The sequence below is a fragment of the Bacillus sp. AC266 genome (assembly GCF_979253805.1).
In genome coordinates this window covers 103,503-122,096 of record NZ_CEEDEC010000008.1, presented here as the reverse complement: position 1 = coordinate 122,096, position 18,594 = coordinate 103,503, and the positions used below count along the sequence as shown (strand labels likewise).

The following is an 18,594-nucleotide window of genomic DNA, read 5'->3' as shown; positions in this document are numbered from 1 at the left end:
TATATGTAAAAGTTATGTAAAAATCATCACTGTTTCTCTTTTTATAATTTTTATTTTTGTACACTGTTAGTAGAACAAATTTAAGGGGGAACATTATATGAAAAAAATGTCCAGACAAGAAAAAAGCTGGATATTATACGATTGGGCGAACTCGGTATATTCGCTCGTCATTACAACTGCATTATTTCCAATTTACTTTAAAGCAGCTGCAAAAGAAGCTGGTCTATCTGGCGCAACTTCAACAGCCTATTGGGGATATGCAAACTCGTTCGCTACACTTTTAATTTCTATACTCGCTCCTATTCTCGGCACAGTTGCTGATTATAAGGGATTTAAAAAACGATTTTTCACATTCTTCTTTGGACTCGGTATCGTATTTACAAGTATGCTAGCAATTGTTCCAACATCTCAGTGGTACTTATTACTAGGATGCTATATGCTCGCATTAGTTGGCTTTGCTGGAGCAAATATTTTTTATGATGCATTTCTAGTAGATGTTACCTCTGGAGATAGAATGGACCGAATTTCTACGCGAGGTTTTGCATTAGGTTACATTGGGAGCACAATTCCTTTTATCGGTTGTATTGCTCTTATTATTCTTGCTCAAAAAGGAACTATCCCCTTATCAGTCGGAATTGCTAGTCAAATTTCCTTTGCAATAACTGCTCTTTGGTGGGGACTATTTACGATACCAATGCTAAAAAATGTAGAGCAAACACACTATATTGAACGTCATCCAAGACCAATTGCAATGAGCTTCAAGCGCCTTGCTAATACGTTTAAAAATATTAAAGAATATAAAACTGTATTTATGTTCCTAATAGCTTACTTTTTCTACATTGATGGGGTAGATACAATTATCACTATGTCTACTGCTTACGGAACAGATCTCGGTATTAGTGCAACCAATCTATTAATCATCTTATTTGTAACACAAATTGTCGCTTGTCCATTTGCTTTATTATATGGAAAACTATCGGAAACATTTACCGGTAAAAAAATGCTATATGTCGGCATTATCATTTATATCATTATTTGCACATATGCTTATTTCTTAAAAACGACGTTTGATTTCTGGATTTTAGCAATGTTAGTTGCTACTTCTCAGGGCGGGATTCAAGCACTTAGCCGTTCTTATTTCGCAAAACTAGTACCGAAAGAATCTGCAAATGAATTCTTCGGATTTTATAATATCTTTGGTAAATTCGCAGCAATTATGGGTCCGGTATTAGTAGGTGTCACAACACAATTAACAGGAAAAACAAACGCTGGTGTCCTTAGTATTATTGTCCTATTTATTATCGGTGGATTCTTATTAACTAGAGTACCTGAAAATGATACGTCCGTTACACCACCTAATCCGAAAACTAAAACAATATAAGAAAAAGATCCCCTTCACACAAGAAGGGGATCTTTTTCTTATATTTTTAACGATAACGCACCACAATTAAAAACTCTAAAGCTTGTACAAAAATAGTTTATCGACAGTTGTTCCTAATACTTCTGCTAACCGGAATGCTAGTGCTAAGCTTGGATCATATTTATTATTCTCAATTGCATTTATCGTCTGTCTTGATACGTTACACTTATCCGCTAATGCACCTTGTGAAATATTATTTGCAGTGCGCAATTCATAGATTTGATTTTTCACACCGTTTCTCCTAACCTGTAAAATCGTTTTTACATCATCAGTATATAGTTGGTACATGTCATTGTCAAAAGATTGCCACAAGAAAAGGGAGCAATTCTGCTCCCTTACAATAGCTATTTCGAAACTAATCAATTCGTCATTTCCTCTCGATTCACAATATCTTCTTTCTTTATTTGCATACGTAAAACCGGACCTATCGCAAATAAAATAAGTGCCATTGCTATACAAAATACAGTAACTAGTGAGGTCATCTCCTTCAATCCTCCAGCTAGTGAAGTTCCAATTAACATTGCCCCCATGAACAGTGGTAAAATCGTTCCATTTACTCTGCCAATCATGTTTTCTGGTACAAGTTGAATCATAAGCGTACCGACAACGATATTGACACAGGCTAAACAAATACCTGTTCCAAATCTCATGAAACTAGTAATCCAAAATGATGTAGATAACCCTTCTACTAAAAATGACATCGCTAATATGCTCATACCGAATACAAACATCTTTTTCGGATTCACTTTTGAAGCGAAAACTGCAGCAACAATACCACCAATTAACATACCGATTCCATCAGCTGCGGCTAAATATTGAACGGCTTCCTTTTCCATTCCAAGCCGTTCTATTACAAGAAACACTTCTAATGGATTCGTTAGTCCAACAGCTAAGCCCATAATGGTGAAAGTGATCGTAATCATACGTAAATTTTTCGTATGAAGAACGTATTTCCAACCTTCTTTTATATCATTTTTTAATGAACCTCTCGCCACTTGCTCTTGTTCCACCCATTTTGGTAAAAATGAAAGAGCGATAGCAGATAACAAAAATAAAATAATTAAGCTATATAGTGACGTAAATAAACCAAGTTGTGTGTACACAAGCGATCCTACCACTGGTCCAAAAATCATAAATAGCGACTGTAATGTTTGATTAAATGCAATCGCATTTGCTACCTGTTCTTCTTTTACATAGCGTTTAAATATACGCGAAGATGATGGCTGTGAAAACTGACCTACAATCGCGGAAATGAGTGTTGCAAAAAATATAGCCTGCCAATAATCCAGCTTTAGCAACAAGACAATTCCTACAATAGACAGTACGCTTAATACATCTCCAGCGACCATCGTTCTTTTCGGATTCCAGCGATCAGCTAGCACCCCACCGATAAACGAGAAAATAAAAATAGGTGCATATTCCATAACCGATAACAAAGAAACTGAAACTGGATCATTATTCGTTCGCTCCATTATGAAATACAAAAGAGCCATATTTCTGATCCAAATTGCAAATTGTTGTAAAATATCAGATGCCATAACGAGCATAAATGCTCGGTTTTTAAATAAAGCGTTCATTTTCATTCCCCTTTCATAAACCGACCGTTCGGTCTAATTTATTTTGTAAGAAAAGCAACTGACCTATTATTCAGCTGCCATTCCTTTTAACAATACATCTATTGCCTTTTTATAAATACGTTTCAGCTCTTTATAATCTAACTCGTAGTAAAGTACTCCAAGCCCCGATAATAATCCATTCACAATATACATAAGATCACGCGTATCATCTTCTTGAAACTCTCCAGACTGTATACCTGCTTCAATTAATTTCTCAACCATAACATATGATTCTCTAGTTAAAGCTAACAGTTCATCCAGAATTTCTTTACTTACAACTTGGCTCATAGAGAATTCCTCTATTGCATTTGAAATGGGTTGCTGTATGTCCTCTACATAATATTCCGCGAGACCATATAGTTTTTCAGTACTAGTACTATACAACTTCTCTTTTTCATTCCATTTTTCAAGCCAATCATACGTATGCTGTTTCACTACAAATAAAAATAATTCTTCTTTACTTTTAAAGTGATAATAAATGCTTCCTTTACTTCTCTCTGTAATTTCACAAATCTCTTCCATAGATGTAGCTGCATAGCCCTTCTGTGAAAACAGACTTTCTGCTTTATAGGCAATTTCTTTCTTTATCTCTTCTGCGCTTCTTCTCATATTCACACCTCTTTAAACCGACCGTTCAGTCTAATAATAACAAATAAAAAACCTCTATCGCAAGAGGCTATACTCCTTATTTAAGAAAACGTACTTTCAAACCACATTCGAATCATATGTATTATTCCAAATTTAAATCCTAATTTAGTAAGAAATACGGTTCCCTTTTCATTTCCCCTAGCATGTTAAAAATATTTAATCAAACGTTTGTTTAACTGTTTTTATGCATGTGGAAGCCAACTAATCAAACGTTTGTTTAAAAAGAAATACGCCCCCTATAGGGCGTATTCTCATCAATCACCGCCGCCTCCACCACCGCAGCTACCTCCACTATCTCCACCAAAAGAACCTCCGCAATCATGTGAACCTCCATCGTGCGAGCTATCATTATCCGATCCAGCAAAGAAAAATAATGGTGATGAGCTGTTGGATGAATTATGAATGTTATTTTGTTTTGTAAGATTTACCTTCTTTTTGTTTGATCGAACTGCTGTTGCGATCGTTCCAACTACAACAAATAATAGTATGACAATAATAAATTCCATATAAAAGCCTCCCTTAATCTTCGAATAATTGAATGGTTCTCTCTAAATTTTCAAGTGAAATGAAGCGCGATTCACGAAGGATCTCTTTTCCAGTATAAAATAATAAAACTGTTGGCCCTGTAAATACTGCATATCGCCCCGCAATCTCTTGCATGTCTTGTAGTAATATTTCTACTTTCTCTACGTAATCATAATTCTCTAATACGCAATTTACTTTTCTTAACATAACATCACAAACACCACAATTTTCCGTTTTAATAAACAGCAGTACCAATTGTTGTCCTTCAATATATGTCGCTAATTCTTCTATCGTTTCAAATGTATTCATCTTATCCCTCTTAGCGTAATTTACGAAATACTTTATCCTGATACATACGAAAAGCCGAACTATCTTTAATCTTTCTCTTTTCCATTACCTGCTGAAAACGCAGCGTTTTTGCTGTTAACTCTTCTTGTAATTCTTTTCTCTCTACTTCATCATAACAGCACGCAATTAAGTCTTCTATTTTTAATATATCTTTTTGTAGTTCCATTTCTGGTGGAATCATACCTGCATTTTTCAAGATTTTATAACTCATTCTAAGTTCTGGAGGTACCATTGAAAGGTCTTCTAATTGTAGTGGTTTTCCTTTCCCCGGAATATGATCGAGATCACCATTCCGTATTGCTTGTCGAATTTTTTCTTCAGCAATGTTCAAAAAGACATCCACACCATTCGCTCCTTTACATATTTTTACTATTATTTTACATGATATTTTCTCATCTTGCTACGCTATTACAAATTGACTTTATACAATTTTTTCTCAAATTTAATTACAAGGAGCCTTTTCCTCCCTAATCAATATTTTATTTTCATGTGTAGTCTGTATTAGAGCCATTTAATATTGAGAAAATCTTTGCGAATCAAATAAAGCGTTTACACCAAATCTTGCATTTGCTACGATTTAATCACCCCCAGCTCCCTTGTATAGACTTCGTGATGTCTGATCATTTTTATCTAGACGTTTCATACGTCTAGATTCACTTTGGTTTATTGGCGCATGCCTTTAAATATATCTTTTATTTTGAAAGGAGAAATGACTATGAGATCAAAAAAATTCACGCTACTATTACTATCCCTACTACTTTTCTTACCTCTTTTTCTCACAAACTTTATTACTCCAAATTTCGCATTAGCAGATTCACCAAAGCAAGGTCAAAAAATTGTTGGGTATTTTCCTTCATGGGGCGTTTACGGACGTAATTATCAAGTTGCAGACATTGATGCATCAAAGCTAACTCATTTAAACTATGCTTTCGCTGATATTTGCTGGAATGGAAAACATGGAAACCCTTCTACTCACCCCGATAATCCAAATAAACAAACGTGGAACTGTAAAGAATCTGGTGTACCACTGCAAAATAAAGAGGTCCCTAATGGCACTCTCGTACTCGGTGAACCATGGGCTGATGTCACAAAATCTTATCCGGGATCGGGTACAACTTGGGAAGATTGTGATAAATATGCCCGCTGTGGAAATTTCGGAGAACTGAAACGATTAAAAGCTAAGTATCCTCACTTAAAAACAATTATTTCAGTTGGTGGCTGGACTTGGTCTAACCGCTTTTCTGATATGGCCGCTGATGAAAAAACAAGAAAAGTATTCGCTGAATCTACAGTAGCTTTTCTTCGCGAATATGGATTTGACGGCGTTGATTTAGACTGGGAATACCCGGGTGTTGAAACGATTCCTGGTGGTAGTTATCGTCCTGAAGATAAACAAAACTTCACCCTTCTGCTTCAAGATGTTCGAAATGCATTAACGAAAGCTGGTGCAGAAGATGGTAAACAATATTTACTAACAATCGCGTCAGGTGCAAGCCAACGTTATGCGGATCATACAGAGCTAAAGAAGATTTCTCAAATACTGGATTGGATTAATATTATGACATACGATTTCCACGGTGGGTGGGAAGCTACTTCTAACCATAATGCTGCACTATACAAAGATCCAAATGACCCCGCAGCGGATACGAAATTTTACGTAGATGGTGCGATAGACATTTATACAAATGAAGGGGTTCCAGCGGATAAACTCGTATTAGGTATACCTTTTTACGGACGTGGATGGAAAAGTTGCGGAAAAGAAAATAATGGGCAATACCAACCTTGTAAACCAGGTAGTGACGGAAAGCTCGCTTCTAAAGGCACTTGGGATGATTATTCTACCGGTGACACAGGTGTGTACGATTATGGTGATTTAGCATCTAATTATGTGAATAAAAATGGTTTTGTTCGCGGATGGAACGATGTAGCGAAAGTACCTTATTTATATAATGCGACTACAGGAACCTTTATTAGCTATGATGACAATGAATCTATGAAATATAAAACAGACTATATAAAGACAAAGGGTTTAAGTGGCGCAATGTTTTGGGAACTAAGCGGGGATTGCCGTACAAGTCCAAAATATAGTTGTAGTGGACCAAAATTACTTGATACGCTAGTAAAAGAATTACTTGGTGGACCTATTACTCAAAAAGATACTGAACCACCAACAAACGTAAAAAATATTACTGTTACAAATAAAAATTCAAACTCAGTTCAATTAAACTGGACTGCATCTACTGATAACGTAGGCGTTACTGAATATGAAATTACTGCCGGAGAAGAGAAATGGAGTACAACAACAAATAGCATTACAATTAAAAACTTGAAACCTAATACAGAATACACATTTTCAGTATTAGCAAAAGATGCTGCTGGTAACAAATCACAACCTACTTCTATTCTTATAAAAACAGATGATGCTAACACAACACCTCCTGGTGGAAATGGCAATGCTACCTTTTCAGTCACTTCAAATTGGGGAAGTGGTTACAACTTCTCAATTATAATTAAAAATAGCGGAACGACCCCTATTAAAAACTGGAAATTAGAATTTGATTATAACGGCAATTTAACACAAGTTTGGGATTCTAAAATTAGTAGTAAAATAAATAATCATTACGTAATTACGAATGCAGGATGGAATGGTGAAATTCCTCCTGGTGGATCAGTTACAATCGGAGGGGCAGGAACAGGCAATCCCGCCGAACTTGTAAATGCATCCATTAATGAAAACTAAACGTAACCTCCATTAATTATTTCACTAAAGTTTGAATTTAGGTTTGAGTGCTCTATCCTAAATTCAAACTTTTAATTTTATGAAAAATCACAATTTATATTATAATAACCTATTATAATTATATTCAGTTTCTAATATGAAGTTCGCGTGAAGTTCATCTGAATTTTACATGAATTTCCTTTAAGTTCTATTGTCTTCCCATACTAATCACATTATCCTTTACATATAGAAATCATTTCCATTCCATTTCAAACTATCTATATATATAAAAAAGATAGTAGCCTATTAGGGAAAGGCATCTAGTATTATTATAAATATAACCAAAGAAAAAGAACTCTTATGGTGCGCTTATAAGCGCACCATAAGAGTTCTTTTTCTTACAATTCTCATTTGAGAGTTCTCGAAAATCATGTTAATCACAAAGAAAAGGCATTAGCTCATAAAAGCTAACGCCTTTTCTTTGTGATTATTGTTAAACGTTCCATTTTTCGATATTCCATATTTTCGTTATCCATGCTTCATAGAAAGAGGGCTCATGTGAAACAATTAAAACTGTACCTTTATATTGTTTTAACGCTTCCTGTAAATCCGTCTTAGTCTCTGTATCCAAATGGTTAGTTGGTTCATCTAAAATTAAAACATTGCTTTTAGTTACGATAAGTTCGCATAATCGTACTTTTGTTTGTTCTCCTCCACTTAATAACTGGATAGGTTTTAATACATGTTCTTCTTTCAATCCGCACTTTGCTAATGCTTGTCGGATTTCTTTTCTTGTCATATCTGGTCTCCCTGCCCATACTCTTTCTAGTGCAGTTATTTCTGAGGAAAATTCCTCTTGTGCAAAATAAGCGGGTTTTACTCGTTCCCCAACAGAAACTGAGCCGCCTAACGGTTTTATTTGTCCTAGTAATGTTTTTAACATTGTTGTTTTTCCAATCCCATTATGACCAATAATCGCAATCTTTTCCCCTTTTTTCACTTGAAAATCCAATTCTGGAAATAACGGTTCACCATAACCAATTTTCAGTTTCTCTACCTGTAATATACGACTCACTGGCTCAGTATAAACATTAAAATCAAAACGGGCGCGAGGTATATCGTTAACCTTTTCAACCTTTTTCATTTTCTCTAATACTTTTTCACGACTTTTCGCTTGTTTCGCTTTACGAATTTTATTTTTTTGAATAAAACCCTCTAAATGTGCAATTTCTTTTTGTTGTTTCGCATACGCCGCTTGTAATTGTTTCCTTTGTAATTGATAACTTTGCAAAAAGGTTTCATAATCTCCCGCATAGCGCTTAACCTTTCGTTCTTCTAGATGATAAATAACATTCGTAATATTGTTCAAAAATATTTCATCATGCGAAATGATAATATAAGCTTTTTCATACATTTGTAAATATGATTGCAACCATTCTATATGTGCTGTATCTAAATAGTTAGTTGGCTCATCTAATAATAAAACATCCGCTTTTTCTAAAAGGAGTTTCCCAAGTAACAACTTTGTCCGCTGACCACCACTTAACTTTGAAACATCCTTTTCCAATCCTATTTCAAACAAGCCTAAGCCTGTTGCTACTTCCTCAATTTCTGTATGAATTTGATAAAAATTAGAATTCTCCAATATAGTTTGTAACTCTCCATACCTTACTAACAATTTCGCTACTTCTCCTGCTCCAGCCATCTCTTCTGTAAGTTTTAACATGTCACGTTCCAACTCATACAGGTTAGAAAACGCACTTTGCAAGTATTCTTCAATTGTTATGCCTTCTTGTAAATCTATATGCTGTTGCAAAAAGCCAATCTTCACATGTGGAAACCATTCAATGTTTCCATCATCATGTATAAGTTCTCCTGTTAACAAGCGTAATAATGTGGATTTTCCAATTCCATTTTTCCCTACTAGCCCAACATGTTCGCCCTTTAATAATCGAAAGCACGCATTATATAAAATGGTTTTCTCACCATATGAATGACTTACATTTTCTACTGTTAATATACTCATCTTTTTTCTCTCCTTTTCTTATGATCCATAAGCTAAATAGAGAGAACAACAGTATAAAGCCTTATTTAGTTATACATATAAAAATGGGTAAGGTGAATACACCTTACCCATTACATATTATCGTAAGAAAGGATTAAGGTTCTTTACCTGCTGTCTTCAATTTAGCTTATTTGTTAAAAATGGGCAGACTTCTCCCGTATCAAGCTAAAACCATTTGAAGAACAGTTGATAAAGTCATTTTATCCTTTCACTCCTTTAACATTTGTTATATTAAGAGTATAAACCACTCTGTTATATTCTATTCTCTACTTTTTCTTTTGTTCCTTCTTCCAATTTATCCGATGTTAATGAACCCACTATTTCCCCTATAGATTTCATCTTTCTCCTTCAATAGAAAAAAGCCTCTTAACAGCAATTATACAAAAAACTGTTAAAAGACTTTTTTCTATTTTTTCATGTAAGGAGCCAATACTCTTAAAATTTCTTCCTTATCCTTCTTTAACTCAAGAGATGTTAACATATCCATCGTTCGCGGCCTAGGTAATTCCACTTGGACCTCGCCAACTATTGATGCTGGTCTTTGAGATAAAATAAATACGCGATCAGAAAGTAAAATTGCCTCATCTAAGTCATGTGTAACCATAACAATTGTTTGCTTTTCTTGATGCCAAGAATTTAAAAGCCAACTGTGTACTTCCATTTTTGTAAATGCATCTAATTTTCCAAAAGGCTCATCCAGCAGCATAATTGGCTTTTCACATAAATACGTACGAAGGAAACTAATTCTTTGACGCATTCCACCTGATAATTCATCTGGATAATGATCTGCATATTCATCTAGCTCAAATTGCTTTAATGCTTCCATTCCTTCTGTCAGCCTTTGTTTTTTAGGCTTCCCTTCGATTTCCAATGGAAGAACGATATTTTGCAAAGCCGATCGCCACGGTAGTAATAAATCTTGTTGTGGCATATAACTAACAACATCTTGTTTTTTTACATACTCCTCGTTATAAAACACTTCTCCGCTCGTTGGCTCTTCAACACTTGCAATCATATTTAATAATGTACTTTTTCCACAACCACTCGGACCTACAAAAGAGACAAACTCTCCCTCTTGTATAGACGCACTAATATTTGCTAATACATTCTTTCCATCGAAAGCTTTTACAATATCTTTTATTTGTAATCCACTCATTTTTCACTTGGAAGGAATTCATTTGTAAAGGCATCTTTTACATCGATTTTCTTTTTAATAACTTTGTTGTCATATAAGAAATTCATGTAATTTGTCCAAATCTCTTCCTTCTGTACTCCCCACGCTTTTGCATCATCTTGATACTTTGTACTTAACCACTTTTGGCTTTCTTGTACTAATTCTTTATTCACATCTGGAACAGCTTTAATTAAAATATCCGCAGCTTCTTTCGGTTCTTTAATTGCAAAATCATAACCTTCCGTCGTTGCCGTCATAAATTTTTTCACAAAATCTTTATCTTGCTTCGTATGTTTTTCACTTGTAATAATAACAGGACTATAGAAATCAAGCGCTGGATCTAAGTCTTTTACCATAATTGTATTTAACTCTTTTCCTTGACGCTTCGCTTCAATTCCATCCCATCCATAATAAATCCATTCAAAGTCTGCATCACGACCGATTGATTTAAAGAAATCTGTTTGTCCAAGAATAATTTTTTCAACTTTATTAAAATCAGCTTGATGTTTCTCCATAATCGTCTTTAACGTCGCTTCTTCTGCTGGTCCCCCCCAGCCGCCATAACGTTTACCTTCAAAATCTTTCGGTGACGTCATATTATCTTTTTTTAGAGATGCAAAAGCAGAGGTATTATGCTGAATAATTGCACCAACAGAAACAACTGGGATTCCTTCAACACGAGCTAATGTTACATTTTCTTGTGCGCTTATCGCAAAGTCTGCTTTCCCAGAAGCAATCATCTGCTCTGCCGTTACATTATCACCAGGCTGGATAATTTCTACATCAAGCCCTTGCTTTTTGTAATAATCTTTCGTTTGCGCTACATATAAGCCAGTATGATTCGTATTTGGAAACCAATCTAAAACGACTTTTACTTTTTTATCTTTACTTGAACTTTCTTCTTTCTTCGCCGGATTACATCCGGCAACAGTTACTGCTAATAATGCAGCTAACATAATTTTTAAACCTTTTTTCATTTTCTGCCGCCCTTTCTGTATATCCATGGTGCTGTTATTCTTGCCATAAATTCAACAATAAAGTACAGACATAATGTCACCATGACGATAATCGCTGCAACACCAAATACTCGAGCCGTTAAAAAGGATTTTGTTGCTCTTGTAAGCATAACTCCTAATCCTTCACTGGCACCAAGCCATTCCCCAATAATCGCCCCCATCACACTATATGTAACAGCAATTTTTAAACCTGAGAAAAAGTATGGGAGTACTGCTGGAAACTTTACTTTCTGGTAAACTTGCCATTTCGTTGCCTTCATTGTTTGTAACAGTTTCAGCATATTTTTATCTACCGTTTGGAAACCTTCTAAAATGCTAAGCGCAATTGGGAAGAAACAAACAAGAATAACAACCATTACTTTTGGCAACATTCCGTATCCAAACCAAATAATAAATAATGGTGCGAGCACAACGATTGGAATTGTTTGCGAAATAACGAGCAATGGATTCATTAAAATCCGAAATAAAGGGATGACATCCATAATGATAGCAATACTCGTCCCAAGTAAAATTGCAAAAAACAACCCAATTATTACTTCCTGTAACGTTTGCACTGTATTCGGTAATAGTAAATCTTTCATTCCAATTAACTCTTGCACAATTGCAGACGGCTTCGGTAAAATCCACGGCTCAATTTTAAATAATGAAACAGATCCTTCCCATATAGCAATGAGAAGGATAAGCCAAATTGTTGTGATTATTTTAGATCGCTTCTGGTTTTGCATATTCATCACGGTACTTCCAAACTTTTTCGTCAATCGTTACGCCTGTACTTGGACGATAGTGAATTTTAATAGAAGTAATTACTTCTTCTGCTCCAGCATCGACGCAAGCTTGTTGCGCGCGTTTAATGACGTCAAGAAGTACATCTAATTCTCCTTCCAACGTTGTTTCCATTGCCCCTACTTCATAACGAACTCCCGACTGTTGTACAACTTCAATTGCTTTATCAACAACGGAATACACATCTTTGTTCTTCGCTTGTGGTACTACTGAAAATGAAATTGTAACTTGTTGTGACATAATAAAATCCCCCTTACAAAATATGGTTTCAAAAAAAGAAAAGGCTTTCCTACCATGTAGGAAAGCCTTGTATACAAGTTATTCTATAATAACTTATGCTACATCACTTTAAAGTAACTCCCTACGCTGGCATTATCCAGATCAGGTTGAGGGTCGATGTATACTTACATCCTCTCAGCCAATTGGCTCCCCGGTTCTTAATTCGTTTTCATTGTAGCATGATTTATTTTATTGAACAAACAAAAGCGTACATATCATTTCATTATTTTTGGAAAATATCCAACTTCTTCACCATGAGCTAATAATTGCTGAATAAATTCTTTATTAATCGCTGGCACTACCAGTTCTTTTTTCTTAATCCATTCATTCGTTCTACGAGTACCCATTACAATTTCAGATTGCTGTGCTCCATCTCCTGCAACTTGAGAAGCAATTAGCTCTGCTATTACTTCATTTCCCTTCGCTAATTCAAGCCCGGTATTTACATATTCCGAAAGTGGAACCATTTCAAGGTTGTATCCACATCCCTCAATTAGCTTTATAAAATGTTCAAATTCAACTTGACATGGGTGACAGATGTGTAACATTTCTCCAGCTATTTGTGAATCTTGTACATATGTTACAATCGATTTACTAGCAAAATCAATTGGTGTAAAATCAATTTTCCACTTTACATTCGGAGCTTGTCCAATAAGTAACATCGCTTTAATCAGACGATAGAATGCATTTCCTTCAATATTTTGTTGGAACCTTCCTGTTTCTGAATGACAAGCTAAGTTACCCGCACGATAAATATTTCCTCGTACACCATCTTTTATCGCTTCACGAACAAGGTTTTCTGCCTGTAGTTTACTATTAGAATACACATTCTCCAACACCACATCGTAGTTAAAATCACCTGTTTTTTCATATATATCCCATTGATCCATCGCTAATTCTATCGGAATACCAATTGTTGAAACAAAGTGGAATGTCGCTCCTTCTTCAGTTAACGCTAGCATACGACCCGTTCCTTGCACATTCACATTTTCAAACTGAGCCACATCTCCAAAATGTCTTACATCTGCACCACAATGAATTACAGTATCAACCTTGGAACGAATGACTTTAAATTCTTCCTCACTCATACCAAGATTCTCTGCCCCGAGATCACCAGGTACTGCTGTTATACGTTGTAGCCATTCTTTTTTTATATTTTTAAAGTAATTTGTTAATGTATTAACAATTCTTTGTTGTATATCTTGCGTTGGTCTTACTAAGCAATAAATATGTGCTGTTGTATCTTTTAGTAATTCATGCAATATGTGAGAACCTAAATAACCAGTAGCTCCTGTTAAAAAGATATTTGAAACTTTACCGCTTTTCACTTCTTTTATATGTGAAATTGTTGCTGGCTCATGAATTACTTTATATTCACGGAATATGTCTTCTTCCTCTACTTTTAATTCCCTTTGAATTTGCGATAACCTATATATTGTGCGTTCCTGGAAAAAGTCTTGAATTGTTAAATGCGGGAAATCCTCTTTCAATAGAGTTAAAACTCGTAATACCTTTAACGAATGCCCACCAACTGTAAAGAAGTCGTCATGGACACTAACTTTCGAGACGCCTAATACATCAATCCAAGCTTTTGCTATTTTTGCTTCCGCTTCAGTAGATGGTGCGATATATTCTTGTGAACGAACTGGCTCATACTCTTCTTCCAGTTGTGCTAATCGCTTCACATCAACCTTTTTATTTGGTGTAAGTGGCAGTTCATTAATATAAATTAACTTAGATGGCACCATATAATCTGGTAATTGTTCTCTTAAATCGTGTATTAAGGTTTCCATAGCAACTTCATTAACAGTTGTATAGAAAGCGACTAAATAATGACTACCTTCTTCACTTTTCTTCGTAAATACAACGGCATCTTTTATCATTTCATATTTTGCAATTGTATTTTGGATTTCACCTAGTTCAATTCGGTGTCCTCTAATTTTCACTTGATTGTCTTTACGGTGTAGAAATTCAATATTTCCATCTTTCAATACTTTAACAATATCACCTGTTTTGTATATCCTACTATCATGTTTTAAAGGGTGTGGAATAAACACTTCTTCTGTTTTCTCTGGCTTATTAAAGTAACCTTTCGCGATACCTACTGACTCTATATATAATTCTCCTGGAATACCAATTGGACAAACTTTCATATTGTCATTTAATATCCAAACTTTATAATTATCCGCTGGCTTCCCAATTGGAATACTAGCAAATTTATCATTTAACTCCTCTGGAATTGGATAAGTAGTTGTTGTAATTGTACATTCCGTCGGACCATATGCATTATTCAATTGAACATGAGTACCAATTCTCTGTCGCCATAATTTCACTACTTCAGCAGTAAGCATTTCTCCACCAACTGCAATTCTCTTTAATGAATCCAACTTATATTTACTTTCATCTGGAAGGTATGTTGCTACTTGTTGTAAGAAAATTGTAGCTAATCCTAAAATAGATGTTGCCTTTTCTTTATAAATTGCATTTGCAAAAGCATCGACTGAAAGTCTTTGCTCATCTAATAAAACATATACATTTCCACCACAGAACAATGAAGCAAATAACTCCCAAATAGACGCATCGAAACTAAATGATGGGAACTGTGCAAAAATATCTTCTTCTGTTAATTCATAATGTCTTTGCATCCATGTACATAAATTAACTACCCCGCGGTGCGCAAGCATTGTTCCTTTCGGGTTTCCTGTAGAACCTGATGTGTAGATCATATATGCAATATCATCAAGATGAATTGACAATTTCACATCTGCATCTGAAAATTTTTCAATATCATAAAGAGACAACTCGCGAATGCCTTCATACGGAATTTTTGTTTCTTTTGTTAGCACTAATTTCGATTGGCTATCCTCAATAATATACTGCACCCGATTGGCAGGATAATCTGGATCGATTGGAATATACGCAGCGCCTGCTTTTAAAACCGCTAATAAACTTACTACCGTATCAATACTTCGCTTCATAAAGATACCAACATAATCGCCTTGTTTCACTCCATTATGTAATAACATATGAGCGATTTGGTTACTCCTCTTATTTAGTTGTTCATATGTTAATGTTCCTTCTAACGAAGATAAAGCTATACGATTTGAAAACTTCCTTACTGTTTCATAAAACATATCGGAAATACTCTTATTCGGATATGGTACTTCTGTATGATTTATCTCTTTATATATTGCTAACTCTTCTTCTGGAGTAATATCCATAGCTACAATACATTGCTTCTCGTTTGTAATTCCTTGCTGTAATACATACTCAATTTGCTCTATATAACGAGTCGCTGTTTTTTCTTCCAATTGCATTTTATTATAAGAAACCTCAAAGTAATTATTCTTTAATTCAATAAAGTTCAACTGACTATTTCTATTCTCTTTTCCTACTGTAACTACAGGTTTCCCCCATTTTCCTTCATCATATTGTAATAATACTTTTTGTACTTCTTCCATGTTTTCTAACTGCACAATTTGATCATTAATTTCTACTTTTAGCTCTTCATAAGAAAGTTCCTCTGAAATCGTAATACATAACGGATAACTACTCTGTTCCATATAATGAGGAATCACTATACATTTTTCATTACTAACATGATGCAACCATACAAAAGTAGCGACTATTATATCTAACTTACTATGTTCGATCGCTTGTATATCCTCAATTTTCATCTGCTTATATTCGTTTACTTGAAAATCCTTCGGTATCATAAGTGGTTCATAATTTTGTTGCAAAAATTGTTCATATCTCTCCACATATGAACGTTTTAAGAAAATACTCATACTGAATCCTCTCGCTCTCCATAAAATAAAGTGAAACTTTAATCAGTGGGGGTGTTCATCCCCTACTGATTAAAGTTTTACCTCTAACATCTTTAAATTTAGATATTAGACTATTAATTAAAGAAATAAAGGTGCAGATTATATCTACACCTTATATTTTTTATTAACTTTTAAATTCTCCAATCAACTCTTGTAACTCCTGTGAAAGCCAACTTAAAGATGTAGCTAATTCTGCAATATCTTGTACTGATATTTCTTGCTCCTTCATACTTTCTTCAACATTACTACTGCTATTCGCATAAGTATTCGCGATATGTGATAATTCATTTACGACTTGAACGATATTCTGGCTATTTTGTAAAATATCACCTGAGTTGCTAGAAACAGCCCTAACTTGATCTGTAACAGACTGTGCTGACTTTGAAATTTTCTCGAAGAACGCACCACTACTTTGAACAAGAGTAATTCCAGATTCTACTTCTTTTGAACCTTTCTGCATTGAAACTACAGCCTCTTCTGTTTCAGTCTGCGTTTCACTAATTAATTTCGCTATATCTTTCGCTGACGTTTCAGTTTGTTCTGCTAATTTGCGCACTTCATCAGCAACAACTGCAAACCCTCTTCCAGCTGCTCCAGCACGTGAAGCTTCAATAGAAGCGTTTAAGGCTAATAAATTTGTTTGATTTGAAATACCTGTAATTACAGTTACAATATCACTAATTTCTTTTGACCTTGTTTCTAACGAATAGATGATAGAAGATAAATCTTGTACTGCATTTTGGATTAAACTCATTTGATTAATGATTTGTCCAATGACTTCATTACCTTCAATTGAATGTTGCTCCATACCTTCTGAAGCAACTGCAACTTGTTTCGCAGCCCCAGTTATCTCTTCTACCTTATTTTCCATTCCATGTACAATTCCTAGGCATTGTTGTACTGAAGTTTCTTGAGATTGCGCTCCTACTCTTAAACCTTCAATAGAACTTGCAATCTCTTGAACTGCCATACTGTTTTCCTCTGTACTTGCCGACAATTCTTGTGAAGAAGAAGAAACTTGCTCAGCAGTCTGTCTTACTTTATCTATAATCCCTTTAAATTTATCAATCGTGTTATTAAAATATATATTAATAATTCCAATATCATCTGGTCTTTCTTTTAATTTAATACTTAAATCACCTTCACCAATCTTACGTAATCCCTCTCGTAAATCTTTTAATGGAGCTAACGAGTGACGTACGATAAAGAATTGAGTAATAGTTGCCATTGCTAATGAAATAATAATAAAGAGTATACCCTGTATCACAAAATTCTTCTTTGTACTAGGAACGATAGAAGCATCTAAGTCAGCCGCAACAATTGCAACAATATTGTTTTCTCCATCTGTAATTGGCTCTAATATTGTCACCCACGAACCTAATTCATCTTCATATACTTCTGTCATCTGAGCCTTTTTCGTATCCATCACTTTATCGTATGCATTCATCCAATGAGCGGGTTGTTCATAATAATCTCCCGGCTTTACAGGGACTGCATTTGTTAACTCTGTAGTCAAACCAACGAGTTGTAACTCTCGCTTTTCATTCGCCTTTGCTCCTGTAACATACGTTTGTCCAACACTTTTCAATTCTTTTGACACTTCATCTAATTGCCCTGTTAACTTTTCTTTTTTCACTCTTTCGGCTGTAGGATCTTTCGTCATGTCTCTAACTAATTCTACATCCAGTTTTTTTAGCACTATCTCTCCCGTTTCAATAGACTGTCTTTCAAATAAAGACATCATACTATTTTGAAACATGTTGAAGCTTAATGCACCCATACTTCCAACAAGCGTCAAAATAACTAAGACAGTTAATAAGACGTTCTTTTGAAGAAATGATAACTTATGCCAATACTTTTTCACTAATATTCACCTTCCTTAATTATCAAAATTAAAAACAAAAAAACAAAATATACGAATATTTTGTTTAGAAATGATTCTCAATATGTTCGAGAATAAAAAAAGACCAATGTAAAAGCATTGGCCAAGACCAACCCTATCCGTCCGGTAACTGGCTAGCATAGCCTTTCGACCTTAGCTCCTGTAGTTTTGCGTCCTCATGTTTCCATCAGTTTGCCTTTCTCGCTGAACGAGTTGAACGATATGGGAGTTCTATGAGAATTACAATATTCTCTTTCAAAGATTACAACATAAAAATTAAAATGTCCACCCA

At 34.8% G+C, this 18,594-nt stretch carries 15 protein-coding genes, 1 pseudogene and 2 riboswitches; of the genes and pseudogenes, 2 read left to right on the top strand and 14 right to left on the bottom strand.

Translation table 11 applies throughout. The annotated features are described in order from the left end of the window. The first annotated feature begins 97 nt into the window (after positions 1-97). Positions 98-1,381, top strand: coding sequence for an MFS transporter (locus AC0IXC_RS25545; protein ID WP_002010215.1), 1,284 nt, complete (start codon positions 98-100; stop codon positions 1,379-1,381). A 75-nt stretch (positions 1,382-1,456) separates the two neighbouring features. On the opposite strand, the gene AC0IXC_RS25540 is transcribed toward AC0IXC_RS25545, so the two are convergent. The 7 genes and pseudogenes from AC0IXC_RS25540 to AC0IXC_RS25510 all read right to left on the bottom strand — a co-directional run bounded on the left by AC0IXC_RS25540 (position 1,457) and on the right by AC0IXC_RS25510 (position 4,900). After that, entirely contained in the window at positions 1,457-1,708 is a 252-nt protein-coding gene (locus tag AC0IXC_RS25540; RefSeq protein WP_002010192.1) for a helix-turn-helix transcriptional regulator, read from the bottom strand. 71 nt (positions 1,709-1,779) lie between these two features. Beyond that, on the bottom strand, positions 1,780-2,997 hold the full coding sequence (locus tag AC0IXC_RS25535; RefSeq protein WP_471653539.1) for an MFS transporter: 1,218 nt from the start codon (positions 2,995-2,997) through the stop codon (positions 1,780-1,782). A 66-nt stretch (positions 2,998-3,063) separates the two neighbouring features. Continuing rightward, a complete protein-coding gene (locus AC0IXC_RS25530; RefSeq protein ID WP_002124986.1) occupies positions 3,064-3,645 on the bottom strand; it encodes a TetR/AcrR family transcriptional regulator in 582 nt (193 codons plus the stop codon). Between the two features lie 80 nt (positions 3,646-3,725). Next, positions 3,726-3,809 (bottom strand): annotated as a pseudogene (locus tag AC0IXC_RS25525) (histidine kinase); the annotation flags it as partial. Positions 3,810-3,938: 129 nt separating this feature from the next. Continuing rightward, a complete protein-coding gene (locus AC0IXC_RS25520) occupies positions 3,939-4,190 on the bottom strand; it encodes a hypothetical protein (RefSeq protein WP_002029564.1) in 252 nt (83 codons plus the stop codon). A gap of 13 nt (positions 4,191-4,203) precedes the next feature. Beyond that, on the bottom strand, positions 4,204-4,518 hold the full coding sequence (locus AC0IXC_RS25515; RefSeq protein WP_002029563.1) for a thioredoxin family protein: 315 nt from the start codon (positions 4,516-4,518) through the stop codon (positions 4,204-4,206). Positions 4,519-4,528: 10 nt separating this feature from the next. Next, positions 4,529-4,900, bottom strand: coding sequence for a DnaJ family domain-containing protein (locus AC0IXC_RS25510; protein ID WP_002140246.1), 372 nt, complete (start codon positions 4,898-4,900; stop codon positions 4,529-4,531). 372 nt (positions 4,901-5,272) lie between these two features. On the opposite strand from AC0IXC_RS25510, the gene AC0IXC_RS25505 reads away from it, so the two are divergent. Then, entirely contained in the window at positions 5,273-7,297 is a 2,025-nt protein-coding gene (locus AC0IXC_RS25505; RefSeq protein WP_471653538.1) for a glycosyl hydrolase family 18 protein, read from the top strand. 472 nt (positions 7,298-7,769) lie between these two features. Here the strand turns inward: AC0IXC_RS25505 and AC0IXC_RS25500 are convergent, their stop codons facing one another. The 7 genes from AC0IXC_RS25500 to AC0IXC_RS25470 form a co-directional block, all read right to left on the bottom strand. Further along, entirely contained in the window at positions 7,770-9,302 is a 1,533-nt protein-coding gene (locus tag AC0IXC_RS25500; RefSeq protein WP_471653537.1) for an ABC-F family ATP-binding cassette domain-containing protein, read from the bottom strand. Positions 9,303-9,747: 445 nt separating this feature from the next. Continuing rightward, positions 9,748-10,497 (bottom strand): ABC transporter ATP-binding protein, encoded by a 750-nt coding sequence (locus AC0IXC_RS25495; RefSeq protein ID WP_002139487.1) that lies wholly within the window; start codon positions 10,495-10,497, stop codon positions 9,748-9,750. Next, on the bottom strand, positions 10,494-11,492 hold the full coding sequence (locus AC0IXC_RS25490) for an ABC transporter substrate-binding protein (protein ID WP_002124979.1): 999 nt from the start codon (positions 11,490-11,492) through the stop codon (positions 10,494-10,496). Before AC0IXC_RS25490 ends, AC0IXC_RS25495 begins: the two co-directional genes overlap by 4 nt. Beyond that, entirely contained in the window at positions 11,489-12,262 is a 774-nt protein-coding gene (locus AC0IXC_RS25485; RefSeq protein ID WP_002091231.1) for an ABC transporter permease, read from the bottom strand. Before AC0IXC_RS25485 ends, AC0IXC_RS25490 begins: the two co-directional genes overlap by 4 nt. Next, positions 12,234-12,554: an MTH1187 family thiamine-binding protein gene (locus tag AC0IXC_RS25480; RefSeq protein ID WP_000082898.1), complete on the bottom strand. Its 321-nt coding sequence runs from the start codon at positions 12,552-12,554 to the stop codon at positions 12,234-12,236. The genes AC0IXC_RS25485 and AC0IXC_RS25480 overlap by 29 nt, the downstream gene beginning before the upstream one ends. A 101-nt stretch (positions 12,555-12,655) precedes the next feature. Continuing rightward, a riboswitch (TPP riboswitch) is annotated at positions 12,656-12,757 on the bottom strand. A gap of 51 nt (positions 12,758-12,808) precedes the next feature. Next, a complete protein-coding gene (locus tag AC0IXC_RS25475) occupies positions 12,809-16,381 on the bottom strand; it encodes a non-ribosomal peptide synthetase family protein (RefSeq protein WP_471653536.1) in 3,573 nt (1,190 codons plus the stop codon). Positions 16,382-16,544: 163 nt separating this feature from the next. Then, entirely contained in the window at positions 16,545-18,284 is a 1,740-nt protein-coding gene (locus AC0IXC_RS25470) for a methyl-accepting chemotaxis protein (RefSeq protein ID WP_078204733.1), read from the bottom strand. Positions 18,285-18,424: 140 nt separating this feature from the next. Beyond that, positions 18,425-18,509, bottom strand: a riboswitch (cyclic di-GMP riboswitch). Positions 18,510-18,594: the final 85 nt, after the last annotated feature.